The organism is Mesorhizobium sp. CO1-1-8, from assembly GCF_020164875.1.
Lineage (GTDB): Bacteria > Pseudomonadota > Alphaproteobacteria > Rhizobiales > Rhizobiaceae > Mesorhizobium.
On sequence record NZ_JAIUGZ010000007.1, the window covers coordinates 152,857 to 164,929 of the forward strand.

The following is a 12,073-nucleotide window of genomic DNA, read 5'->3' on the forward strand; positions in this document are numbered from 1 at the left end:
CCTGATTTCGCGGCCGCGAGCCGGAAATAAAAGCACCGGGTGTTGTCGTCGCGCAACGCCGCCCTCTGGTTGCAGGCGTCGCCTTGCATGTCAACCTCCGGCTCCCGGTCCGGCCTTGGCCGACGCGAACAGCGCGACGGCGTTGGTTATGCTCTGGGCCGCCTTGCCGCGCCAATCGGCGTTGAGCAACTGCGCCTCGTCCTTGGCGTTCGAGAGATAACCGAGTTCGACCAGCACTGACGGCACGTCGGGTGCCTTGAGCACCTTGAAGCCCGCGGAACGCTGCGGATTGTTGATGAGGCCGACGCTGGTCGACAGTTGGCCAACCAGCGTGTGGGCGAAACTCATCGAGAAATTGTGCGTTTCGCGGCGGATCAGGTCGATCAGGATGTCGGTGACTTCCTTGTTGTCGTTCTTGATCTCCATGCCGGCGAACTGGTCGGAGAGGTTCTCACGGTCGGCAAGCGCCTGCGCCTCGGGGTCCGAAGCCTTGTCGGAGACGGTGTAGACGGTGGCGCCGCGAATGCCTTTGACGCTGATCGTGTCGGCATGGATCGAAATAAGCAGGTCGGCCTCATGCTGACGGGCGATGCGCACGCGGTCGTCCAGACGCAGGAATTCGTCTGTGTCGCGCGTCATGAACACATCGTAATTGCCGACGGCCGCGAGTTTGTCGCGCAGCTCCGTGGCGAAGGCCAGCGTGACGTTTTTTTCGATGGTGCCGTTCAGGCCCTCGGCACCGCCGTCGATGCCACCATGGCCGGGGTCGATGACGACAGTGAAGCGATGGCCCGGATTGGAGACCGGTCCGGTGCCGACCCGCCCTCCCTTGTCGGTCGAAACGGTCGATCCGGTGGTCAGCGCCTGATTGGCCAGCGCCACGTCGAACTCGCGCTCGGATGCCGCCGACATGTCGATGGCAATGCGGTAGCCGGTTCCGTCCTCGTTCTTGAGCACGTCGAGCTTGTCGACGGCGAACGGTCCCTTGCCGGTGAGGATCAGACGCGAAACGCCCTCGCCAAGGGCGCCCAGGCGTACGCCCTTGACCAGGCCCCGCGCCTTCAAATCCTTGGCATCAACGGCGAATCTCGTATTCGCGAGATCGATGACAAGACGGTTGGGACCGCGCAACAGGAACCATTTGATATCGGGTTCGCGATCGAAATCCATGACGATGCGCATCTTGGTGGCATCGCCGGCCATCTTGTAGCCTTTTGCCACGAGCGGAGCGTCGGCGGCATTGGCATTTGAGGACAAGGCGGATGAGACCGCCAGCAGCAGCAAGAGGCAGAAAGCGGCCAGGATCCGGCCGCCGACACGACATCCCTTGTCTGTGAAGTCCGCCAATCCCATCTCTCTTCCAGTCGCTCCCGGTTTGGCGCCCGGCGCCGGTCGTTTCGTCCAAATGCCGGTTAGGCCGCGAACTCGATTAACGATTGGTATCCAGAGAAGGTTAACCAAGCCTTTTCATGCAAGGGCCGCAAGCCTTGGCTTACGCTACGGAACGGCTTTTTGCCGGCATCGGAAATCGGGGTTGCCTTCCACCCCGCCAAATCATAAAAGCGACGGTGGATCACTGCAATCCTGGAACCGCCCTCCTCCGCAGCTTCCTGCTACAGGGTCAGATGAAAAAGGCGGCTCCTTTCGCTTCACGCGAAAAGGGTTCAGGTGATCGCGACGAATTTCGCAGGTGTGCGCCCGTGGCGGGGGAATCGCCTGCGTGAGGAAAACGGCCGGGTTTGTTCCCGCGCCGGCTCTGTATGAGCAAACAAGCTGGTCCGGTTCGTCCGGGCTTTGGTTCAAAAAGTTCTGTTGGTGACGATGGCTTCAAGCGCAATCATGGAAAGGTCCGCATCAAACCGCGCCATTATGGCTGCGGGCGGCACCGCCATGGCGCTCAGGCGGCGGCCGACGGACGTTCAAATATCCGGCACCCACATTCCAGACACGCAGCAGCAGGCTTTGCCTCGCAAGCTGCTGCTGACGGCTGCCGGGGGGAAACGAAATAATGCCCAACAAAATGCTGATAGACGCCTCCCACCCGGAGGAAACACGCGTTGTCGTCGTACGCGGTAACCGTATCGAAGAATTCGACTTTGAATCCCAGGACAAGAAGCAGCTCAAAGGAAACATCTACCTAGCCCGCGTAACGCGCGTAGAGCCCTCCCTTCAGGCAGCCTTTGTCGAATATGGCGGCAACCGTCACGGTTTTCTCGCCTTCAGTGAAATTCACCCCGACTACTACCAGATTCCGGTCGCCGATCGTCAGGCACTGCTGCGCGCGGAAGCGCAGGAGGCTGAGGACGAAGAGAACGAGGACGGCGACGGCGATGATCGCCAGAACCGCGATCGCGGACGGCGCGGCCGCAGGCGCGGCGGCAAGCCCCGCGACCGGGGCGAGCACAAGCGCGATGCAGCCGATTCCGGCGAGGCAAGCGACGCTGCCGACGAGGCAGAAGAAGGCGCCGACGCTGGTGTCGAGGACATCTCGCACACGTCCGAGATCATCGAACATGCGGCTGATTCGTCCGAACATGCCGATGCGTCCGAACATGGCGAGGATTCCGCCGAGCAGGACGAAGGCGAAACCCGCGAAGGCGGTCCGACGTCGATCGCAGCCTCGGTCGAAGCCGATGTGATTTCCGAACCCGTCACGCAGGCCGAACAGGGCAACGAAGCGACGTCAGGTGACAATGATCGCGGCATGCTCGAGGAAGTGCAGTCCTCGCATCCGGATGATCATGAGGTCGAATCGGTCGGTGCCGAGGATGCGCTGGAAGAAGTGCGCAACCGCCGCAAGCCGGTGCGCCGCCAGTACAAGATCCAGGAAGTGATCAAGCGCCGGCAGATCCTCTTGGTGCAGGTCGTCAAGGAAGAGCGCGGCAACAAGGGCGCGGCGCTGACCACCTATCTGTCGCTGGCCGGCCGTTATTCGGTGCTGATGCCGAACACGGCGCGTGGCGGCGGTATTTCGCGCAAGATCACCAGCGCTGTCGACCGCAAGCGCCTGAAGGAGGTCGTTGCCGATCTCGAAGTGCCGCAGGGCATGGGCGTCATCCTGCGCACCGCCGGTGAGAGCCGCACCAAGGCGGAGATCAAGCGCGATTACGAATATCTGATGCGGCTTTGGGAAAATGTCCGCAATCTCACCTTGCAGTCCACGGCCCCTGCCCTGGTCTACGAGGAAGGCAGCCTGATCAAGCGCTCGGTGCGCGACCTCTACAACAAGGATATCGACGAGATTCTCGTCTCCGGCGAGGAAGGCTACCGCGAGGCCAAGGACTTCATGCGCATGCTGATGCCGAGCCACGCGAAGGTGGTTCAGCCGTTCCGCGACACGACGCCGATCTTCGTGCGCAACGGCATCGAGGCACAGCTCGACCGCATGCTGCAGCCGCAGGTGACGCTGAAGAGCGGCGGCTACATCATCATCAACCAGACCGAAGCGCTGGTTGCCATCGACGTGAATTCGGGCCGTTCCACCAAGGAGCACTCGATCGAGGACACCGCGCTCCACACCAATCTGGAAGCGGCCGAGGAAGTCGCGCGTCAGCTCAGGCTGCGCGATCTTGCCGGCCTGATTGTCATCGACTTCATCGACATGGAGGAAAACCGCAACAACCGCTCCGTCGAGAAGCGGCTGAAGGATCACCTCAAGAACGATCGTGCGCGCATCCAGGTCGGCCGTATCTCGCATTTCGGCCTGATGGAGATGTCACGCCAGCGCATCCGCGCCAGTGTGCTGGAATCGACCATGAAGCCCTGCCCGCATTGCGGCGGCACCGGCCATGTGCGCTCCGATTCGTCGGTCGCGCTAATGGTGGTGCGGGCGATCGAGGAATTCCTGCTCAAGGATTCGCGCAGCCACATCACGGTACGGACGCCGGCGGCAACCGCACTCTACGTGCTCAACCACAAGCGCGGCACGCTGGTCGAACTCGAAAGCCGCTTCGGGCTGACGATCACCGTCGAGGCCGACGATTCGGTCGGTTCGCAGCACTATGCGATCTTCCGCGGCGCGCTGGCTGAAAAGCCGGAAGGCTTTGTCGAGGCGCGCAGCTTCCCGGCCTATGTCGAGTCGGAAGAGCCCGAAGACGAGATTGTCGTCGTCGAGGAAGATGACGAGGCGCCGGTGCAGGCCGAACAGCCACGCCAGCAGCCGCAGCAACAACCCCGCCCTGCTGCCGCCGGTGGCGAGGAAGGCGAAGGCCGCGACCGCAAGCGGCGCAAGCGTCGGCGTCGGCGCGGCGGCAAGGATCGCGATCGCGAACATGGCGCCCCTGCGGACGGTGCTTCCGTCTCGGCTCCGGCCGGTGACTCGGCCGCCGGCGATGGCGACACGGATGCGGACGACAACGTCCCTGTTGGTGTTGCCGAAACGTCTGGGACAGCTGAAGCTTCGGACGAAGGCCAGGGCAAAAAGCGCCGGCGCGGCAAGCGCGGCGGCAAGCGCAACCGCCGCGAAGACGGTGAAGGCGAGGCTGAGGCGACTGCTGGCGAAGCAGCCGACGCGTCCGAAGTCGAAGTCTCGGCAACCGAGGTGATCGCCGGAGGGCCGGTGGTTACCGCAGCGGCCGAAGAGCCGGTGGCGCTTGCTCCGGCCAATGATGACGCACCGAGCACGGAGAAGCCCAAGAAGCCACGCCGTGCCGCCAAGCCGAAGAAGGCCGCGGCCGAAATCGTCGCCGAGGAGCCGGCTGCCGAGGCGGAAGCACCGGTCGAGACGCCGGCCACTGCGTCCGACGAGGCAGTGGCTGTCGAGAAGGCACCGAAGGCCCGCCCATCGCGGCGCAAGCCGGCGGCGGTGAATGCGCCGGTCGAGCCGGTGGTGTCTTCGACCGTAGCGGAAGAGCCCGCGGCCAAGGCTGAGGACAAGACCGAGGACAAGCCGAAACGCGGCGGATGGTGGCAGCGGAAGGGCTTTTTCTAAGCCTTTCAGCCACCTGAGCTAGTTCTCTGACAAAAAATCCCGCGCCGTCTCGAAGACGGCACGGGATTTTCTTATCTCGCGTTATGCCGGATCGCGAAAGGCTAAAATGCTTCTTTGATTCCAAGCATGTCGTTGTCCCAAAACCGCTGCGCACTTTTGGGCGACATGCATCACGGCGCGAAGATCGACCAGTTCATCATCCTGGCCAGCTTTTCCAGCGCGATCGATCCCAGCTTGGAGTTGCCGTTGGCATTGAGGCCCGGCGACCAGACGGCAAGCGACGCCACGCCAGGCACGATGCCCAATATGCCGCCGCCGACGCCGCTCTTGCCGGGAATGCCGACGCGGAAAGCGAAATCGCCGGAGCCGTCATAGTGACCGCAGGTCAGCATCATCGCGCCGATGCGGCGTGCCCGTTCGGCCGACACCACGGAATGCCCGGTCGCCGGGTTCTTGCCGCCATTGGCGAGGAAGCGGCCGGCGAGCGCCAGTTGCCGGCAACTCATGGCGATGGCGCAATGGTGGAAGTAGACGCCCAGCGCCAGCTCCGGCGCATGGTGGAGATTGCCGAAGGATTTCATGTAGTTGGCAAGCGCGAAGTTGCGGTAGCCGGTGGCCCGTTCGGACGCCGCGACCTCCCGGTCGATGATGATCGTCTCATCATCGGCTAGGAACTGGATGAAGCGCAGGATCTCGCCGATCGCCTCGCGCGGCTGGTGGCCGGCAAGCAGGATGTCGGAAATGACGATGGCGCCGGCATTGATGAACGGATTGCGCGGAATGCCGTTCTCATGCTCGAGCTGCACGATCGAGTTGAACGGATTGCCTGACGGTTCGCGCCCGACCCGCTGCCACAGCGCATCACCGACATTGCCGAGCGCCAGTGTCAGGGTGAACACTTTCGAGATGCTCTGGATCGAAAAGGCCTGCTCGGCGTCACCCGCCATCAGCACGCGGCCGTCATTGGTGACGGCGGCGATGCCGAATTTCTTCGGATCGACCTTCCCCAGCTGCGGAATGTAGGTGGCGACGTCGCCACGATCGCTGCGATCGGCCATTTCGGCGGCGACTTCGGCCAATGCCTGATCGAGTTTGGGGGCCTGATCAAGTTTGGGGGCCTGATCAAGTTTGGGGGCCTGTTCGGGTTCCGGCATGGCGCTACCTCAACCAGCGTTCAATGCGCGTCATCGCCTCGACCATGTCGTCGTGGCTGCCGGCATAGGAAAACCGCATCATGCGGTGCCCCGCCTGGGTGTCGAAGTCGCGGCCGGGCGTTGCCGCGACATGCGCTTCAGCCAGCATCTTTCGCGCAAAGGCCATGCTGTCGTTGGTATGCCGGGTGACATCGCAAAAGGCATAGAAGGCGCCGTCCATGGGCGCCGCCAGCGGAAAGCCGAGTTCCGGCAAACGTTTCATCAAGAGCTGACGATTCCGGGCGTAGCGGCCCTTGACCGCTTCCAATTCCTCGGTCGCCCTGAACGCCTCGATCGCGGCGACCTGCGATAGCTCCGGCGGCGAGATGTAGAGGCTCTGTGCGACGCGCTCGACCGGCCGCACCAGGTTCTGCGGCAGCACCATCCAGCCGATGCGCCAGCCGGTCATGCAGTAATATTTGGAGAAGGAATTGATCACCGCCACATCGCCGCCATAGGCAAGCGCCGTGGTGTCGGGGGCGGCATAGGCCAGCCGGTGATAGATTTCGTCGGAGATGACGGCGATGCCGAGGTCTTGTGCCGTCCTTACCAGGGCGGCCAGTTCATTGGCCGGTATGACTGCGCCGGTCGGATTGGCCGGACTGGCGAAGAGAACGCCTTTCAGCGGCTTTTCTCGATGCGCGGCCTCCAGATGGCCGGCATGCAGGTAGGCGGCGTCGCCGATCTCGATCTCGACCACCTCAATGCCGAGTGCGGCCATGATGTTGCGGTAGGCAGGATAGCCGGGTGCCGCGATGGCGACCCGGTCACCCCCATCGAACATCGCCAGGAAGGCGAGGTTGAAGGCGGCCGACGATCCAGTGGTCACCGCGATCCGGCCGGGCTGGATATCAAGTCCGTAGTGATCGGCGTAGTGTCCGGCGATCGCCTTGCGCAAACCTGCCAGTCCCAGCGCGTCGGTGTAGCCGATGCGCCCATCCTGCAGCGCCTTGGCGGCTGCGGCGCGAACCAGAACCGGTGCGGGATCGGAGGGCTGGCCGACGGCCATCGAAACAACCGGCACGCCCTGGGACTTCAGCCGGTTTGCCTCTGCCAGAATGTCCATCGCATGGAAGGGCTCGACATTGCCACGGCGTGAGAGCGAAACGACCATTTAACCAGTATTCCCGATGACTGACGGCGCCAGGCACTGGCGCATGTGCCGCACAAATGCCCGATTGATGTGAGGATCACAAGTTGAGGAAGTTTCCGGCGCCGACTTTTCATCTTTCGCCCGCTCGTCTACCAGTGGAGCCATCATGTTGAGCCGACCCAGATCGACGATTGCCCAGGCAGTGCGCGTCTTCGCGACGCTTTCGCTTGGCGTTGCCGTTGCAATGGCGGGCTCGGTCAGCGCCTTCGCCCAGAACGTGCCGGTGGTGCGCGACGCCGAGATAGAGGCGCTGGTCCGCGATTACGCACGGCCGATCTTCAGGGCGGCCGGTCTGGCGAATGACGGCATCGACATCGTTCTGGTCAACGACCAGAGTTTCAACGCCTTCGTCACCGGGCGCCGGCTGTTCATCAACACCGGCGCGCTGATGACGGCTGAAACGCCCAACGAGATCATCGGCGTCATCGCGCACGAAGCCGGCCATATCGCCGGCGGCCACCAGCAGAAGCTGCGCGACCAGCTCGAACGAGCCAAGACGATGGCCGTCATCGCGACATTGCTTGGCGCCGGCGCCATTGTCGCCGGTGCCACAACCAGCAGCCGCGGTCTCGCCGGCGCTGGCATGGGCGTGGCCGCTGGCGGCGGCGAGATGGCACAGCGCAGCATCCTCGCCTATCAGCGCACCGAGGAGATGACGGCCGACCGCTCGGCGATCACCTATCTCAACGCCACCGGCCAGTCCGGCATGGGCATGCTGAAGACATTCCGCCGTTTCCAGACCGCACTTTCGCTTTCGGGCGCCCAGGTCGATCCGTATCGGATCAGCCATCCGATGCCGCAGGACCGCATCGCCAATCTCGAAGTGCTGGTGAAACAGGACCCCAATGTCGACAGGCCAGACCCGCCCGCGCTGCAGCAGCGCCATGACATGATGCGGGTGAAGATTGCCGTCTACATGGAAGGCCAGGCGGCCGCGTCGCGGCTGATGCGAAAGATGCAAGGAACCCTCGCCGCGCAGTACGGCGACGCCCAGTCGACCTACCTGTTCGGCAACATCGCCGCCGCCCTCGCCAAGACCAATGCACTGATCAAAGCGCAGCCGAAGAATGCCTACTTCCAGGAGCTGCGCGGCGACATCCTGATGAAAGCAAACAAACCCAAGGAAGCTGCGGACGCCTATGCCAAGGCGGTCAGCCTCGATTCCGCCCGGTCCGGTCTGCTGCCGGTGTCCGTGGGTCAGGCGCTGATGGCCGTCGGCACGCCCGACTCCCTCAAAAAAGCCGTCGTGCAGATCAACAATGGCCTCGGTCGCGACAAGGAAAATTCAGCCGGATATCGCTATCTGGCACAGGCCTATGGCGAGTTGGGCGACATACCCGGCGCTGAACTTGCCACCGCCGAAAGCCATTTCTATTCCGGCAACTACAAGGATGCGAAGATTTTCGCCATGCGGGCGCAGCAGCAGATGAAACGCGGCGAGCCGCGCTGGCTTCGCGCCCAGGATATCATAAACTACAGGCCGTCAACCAAGATCAAGTGAACCTTCCGGCCGCGCGCCACGACATAGCCAGACCGGAAAACAGGTAAAAGGAACAGGAACGATGAAAAAGGCACTGCTGCTGGGCACCACGGGGGTTGCGGTCGCTCTGGCCATGCTGGCTTTCGGATTCGTTGCCGGAAACCCGCAGATCGCCAAGGCCGGAACCGCGCAGCCGGTCGAGACGGTGGCAGCCGATACCAAGATCGACCGCACCGAGGTCGAAGGCATCATCCGCGACTACCTGTTGAAAAACCCGGAAGTCCTTCTGGAGGTCCAGGATGCGCTTGAGGCCAAGCAGAAGGAAGAGCAGCGCATCGCTCATCTCGGCGTGATCAAGGATGCCAAGGACCAGATCTTCAACTCCGCCTTCGACGGCGTCGTCGGCAATCCGAACGGCAAGGTTACCATCGTCGAGTTCTACGACTACAATTGCGGCTTCTGCAAACGCGCCATCGACGACATGCAGGCGCTGACCAAGACCGATCCGGACCTGCGCTTCGTGCTCAAGGAATTCCCCATCCTCGGACCGGATTCGCAGAAGGCGAGCGTGGTATCGATGGCCTTCCACCTGATGCACCCGGAAAAGTACGGCGAGTTCCACAATGCGTTGCTCGGCGGCCAGGGACGCGCCACCGAGGCGGCGGCCATGAAGGTCGCGCTATCGCTCGGCGCCGACGAAGTGGCGCTGCGCGAGAAGATGAAGGACCCGACAATCAACGAGGCCCTCGCCAAGACCTACGATCTTGCCAACAAGCTGGCGATCACCGGGACGCCGTCCTATGTCGTCGGCAACGAGGTGGTGTTCGGGGCGCTCGGGCAGGAAGTGCTGGCTGAAAAGATCGAGGCGGCGAAAGCCGCGCTCTGATCTTGCTCGCCAGCTATTTCTCACGGGCACATTTCCGCCTGTTGTGGACAGTGAAAGAACGCACTTGCGCTCTTTCCGCGGGCGGCTATGCCCATTATAGAGGGCCCAGCGCGCCGGCGTGATGACGGCGCCGGGAAAGGTCGGCTTTTTTGAAAACGGTTTTCGTCCTGAACGGTCCCAATCTCAACGCGCTCGGCAAGCGCGAGCCGGGCATCTATGGCGGCAAGACGCTTGCCGCGATCGCCGACGACTGCAAGCAGGCAGGCACGGCGCTGGGGTTCGAGATCGATTTCCGCCAGTCGAACCATGAGGGCGACCTTGTCGACTGGATTCAGGAAGCTGGCGACAAGGCTGTCGGCATCGTCATCAATCCGGGCGCCTACAGCCATACCTCGATTGCCATCCACGACGCCATCCGCGCCGTCGCACCGTTGCCGGTGGCCGAAGTTCATCTTTCCAACATCCATGCGCGGGAACCATTCCGCCACGTCTCCATGGTCGCGCCGGTCGCCGTCGGCATGATCTGTGGCTTTGGGCCGCTCGGCTATACGCTGGCGCTACAGGCGCTGGCCGCACGCCTATGACCGGCCAACAAACAGAAGGCTCGAAAATGTCGATAAAGAAGACCGGTGTTGACCAGCAACTGATCCGTGATCTGGCGGGCATACTGAACGACACCAACCTCACCGAGATTGAGGTTGAACTGGGCGACCTGAAGGTGCGCGTCTCGCGGCAGGCGCCGGCCGTTCATGCAATCGCGGCGCCGCAACCGGGCTATGCGCCGGCAGCAGCGCAGGCTGCCGCCGTTGCCGTGCCAGTCGTGGCGGACCTTTCCAAGAATGCGGTCACCTCACCGATGGTCGGCACGGCCTACCTGGCGCCGTCGCCGGACGCCAAGGCATTCATCGAAGTCGGCCAGAAGGTCAAGGAAGGCCAGACGCTGCTGATCATCGAAGCAATGAAGACGATGAACCAGATCCCCTCGCCACGCGCCGGCACGGTGACCGCGATCCTTTTCGAGGATTCGCAGCCGGTCGAATATGGCATGCCGCTCGTCGTGATCGAGTAGAGCGGGCCTGATGTTTCAGAAGATCCTCATCGCCAATCGCGGCGAAATCGCCCTCCGGGTGCTGCGCGCCTGCAAGGAACTCGGCATCCAGACGGTGGTGGTGCATTCGACCGCCGATGCCGACGCCATGCATGTGCGGCTCGCCGACGAGAGCGTCTGCATCGGTCCGCCGCCATCGCGCGACAGCTATCTCAACATCCATCAGATCGTTGCGGCCTGCGAAATCACCGGCGCCGACGCCGTGCATCCGGGCTACGGCTTCCTGTCGGAGAACGCCAAGTTCGCCGACATACTGGCCGCGCACAACATCACCTTCATCGGTCCGTCCGGCGACCATATCCGCATCATGGGCGACAAGATCGAGGCCAAGCGAACCGCCAAGCGCCTCGGCATTCCGGTTGTGCCCGGTTCGGACGGGGCCGTCACCGATCAGAAGGAAGCCAGGCGCATTGCCGCCGAGATCGGCTATCCCGTGATCATCAAGGCATCGGCCGGCGGTGGCGGGCGCGGCATGAAGGTCGCGCTCACCGAGGCTGACCTGGAGATCGCCCTGCAGACGGCGAGCACGGAAGCCGGTGCCGCGTTCGGCGACGATGCCGTCTACATCGAGAAATACCTGGAAAAGCCGCGCCATATCGAGGTGCAGGTGTTCGGCGACGGTTTTGGCCGCGGCGTGCATTTCGGCGAGCGCGATTGTTCCTTGCAGCGCCGCCACCAGAAGGTCTGGGAAGAGGCGCCCTCGCCCGCCCTCAATGCCGAAGAGCGCGCCCGTATCGGCGGCATCTGCGCCAAGGCAATCGCCGACCTCGGCTATTCCGGCGCCGGCACGATCGAGTTCCTCTACGAGAATGGCGAGTTCTACTTCATCGAGATGAACACGCGCCTGCAGGTCGAACATCCGGTGACGGAAGCGATCACCGGTATCGACCTCGTGCACGAGCAGATCCGCGTCGCCTCCGGGGGAGGCCTCTCGGTGAAGCAGGAGGACATCAAGTTCAACGGCCACGCCATCGAATGCCGCATCAACGCCGAGGACCCGCGCACCTTCACCCCCTCGCCCGGCACGATCACCCATTTCCACACACCGGGTGGTCTCGGCATCCGCGTTGATTCCGGCGTCTATTCCGGCTACAAGATCCCGCCCTATTACGACAGCCTGATCGGCAAGCTGATCGTGCATGGGCGTAACCGCGTCGAGTGCATGATGCGCCTGCGCCGCGCTCTGGACGAGTTCGTCGTCGACGGTATCAAGACGACGCTGCCGCTGTTTCGCGATCTCGTCGGCAATGCCGACATCGCCAATGGCGACTACGACATCCACTGGCTGGAAAAATACCTGGCCAAGGAAGAGTAGCGCGGAGA

9 protein-coding genes are annotated in these 12,073 nt (G+C 63.0%); 6 read left to right on the forward strand and 3 right to left on the reverse strand.

Annotation, left to right across the window (positions count from 1 at the left end; translation table 11 throughout):
- Window positions 1-90: 90 nt before the first annotated feature.
- Window positions 91-1,353 (reverse strand): N-acetylmuramoyl-L-alanine amidase, encoded by a 1,263-nt coding sequence (locus LB558_RS16355; protein WP_224698499.1) that lies wholly within the window; start codon window positions 1,351-1,353, stop codon window positions 91-93.
- Window positions 1,354-2,008: 655 nt separating this feature from the next.
- On the opposite strand from LB558_RS16355, the gene LB558_RS16360 reads away from it, so the two are divergent.
- Window positions 2,009-4,930: an Rne/Rng family ribonuclease gene (locus LB558_RS16360; RefSeq protein WP_224698501.1), complete on the forward strand. Its 2,922-nt coding sequence runs from the start codon at window positions 2,009-2,011 to the stop codon at window positions 4,928-4,930.
- A 170-nt stretch (window positions 4,931-5,100) separates the two neighbouring features.
- Here the strand turns inward: LB558_RS16360 and LB558_RS16365 are convergent, their stop codons facing one another.
- Window positions 5,101-6,084 (reverse strand): glutaminase, encoded by a 984-nt coding sequence (locus LB558_RS16365; RefSeq protein WP_224698502.1) that lies wholly within the window; start codon window positions 6,082-6,084, stop codon window positions 5,101-5,103.
- Between the two features lie 4 nt (window positions 6,085-6,088).
- A complete protein-coding gene (locus tag LB558_RS16370; protein WP_224698503.1) occupies window positions 6,089-7,237 on the reverse strand; it encodes a pyridoxal phosphate-dependent aminotransferase in 1,149 nt (382 codons plus the stop codon).
- A 145-nt stretch (window positions 7,238-7,382) separates the two neighbouring features.
- Here LB558_RS16370 and LB558_RS16375 point away from each other — a divergent pair, with 145 nt between their 5' ends.
- The 5 genes from LB558_RS16375 (at window position 7,383) to accC (ending at window position 12,065) form a co-directional block, all read left to right on the forward strand.
- Window positions 7,383-8,777 (forward strand): M48 family metalloprotease, encoded by a 1,395-nt coding sequence (locus tag LB558_RS16375; RefSeq protein ID WP_224698504.1) that lies wholly within the window; start codon window positions 7,383-7,385, stop codon window positions 8,775-8,777.
- Between the two features lie 61 nt (window positions 8,778-8,838).
- A complete protein-coding gene (locus tag LB558_RS16380) occupies window positions 8,839-9,642 on the forward strand; it encodes a DsbA family protein (RefSeq protein ID WP_224698505.1) in 804 nt (267 codons plus the stop codon).
- A gap of 149 nt (window positions 9,643-9,791) precedes the next feature.
- Complete coding sequence (aroQ, locus tag LB558_RS16385) at window positions 9,792-10,226, forward strand: type II 3-dehydroquinate dehydratase (RefSeq protein WP_013531359.1); 435 nt, start codon at window positions 9,792-9,794, stop codon at window positions 10,224-10,226.
- A gap of 26 nt (window positions 10,227-10,252) precedes the next feature.
- Window positions 10,253-10,711, forward strand: a complete 459-nt coding sequence (gene accB, locus LB558_RS16390; RefSeq protein WP_127260230.1) for an acetyl-CoA carboxylase biotin carboxyl carrier protein — start codon at window positions 10,253-10,255, stop codon at window positions 10,709-10,711.
- A gap of 10 nt (window positions 10,712-10,721) precedes the next feature.
- Complete coding sequence (gene accC / locus LB558_RS16395; protein WP_023812133.1) at window positions 10,722-12,065, forward strand: acetyl-CoA carboxylase biotin carboxylase subunit; 1,344 nt, start codon at window positions 10,722-10,724, stop codon at window positions 12,063-12,065.
- Window positions 12,066-12,073 lie beyond the last annotated feature (8 nt).